Here is a 250-nt window from a genome sequence, read left to right as displayed (position 1 = left end):
CCAAAGCACAGTGGCAGCAGGCCGGTCGCCAGCGGATCCAGGCTGCCGGTGTGGCCGCCCTTCTCGGCGCGGTACAGACGGCGTGCCACCTGCAAGGCTGCGTTGGAGCTCATGCCGGTCGGCTTGTCGAGCAGCAGGATGCCATCCAGGCGACGGAACGAAATTCGGGGTGCCATGCATTCAATTCAAATCGGCGCCGTGTGGCGCTGCCGGTCAATCCGGCCTCCGGCGGAGCGGTCGCACTGCGACG

The 250-nt window shown here is 67.2% G+C and carries 1 pseudogene; it reads right to left on the bottom strand.

Annotated features, from left to right (window positions below):
* Positions 1-176 (bottom strand): annotated as a pseudogene (truB, locus tag RRF55_RS27545) (tRNA pseudouridine(55) synthase TruB); the annotation flags it as partial.
* Positions 177-250: the final 74 nt, after the last annotated feature.

This window comes from Klebsiella sp. K47, from assembly GCF_051858335.1.
GTDB lineage: Bacteria > Pseudomonadota > Gammaproteobacteria > Enterobacterales > Enterobacteriaceae > Klebsiella > Klebsiella pneumoniae.
The sequence above is the reverse complement of the archived record's forward strand: the minus strand, read 5'-3'. Positions and strand labels throughout refer to the sequence as shown.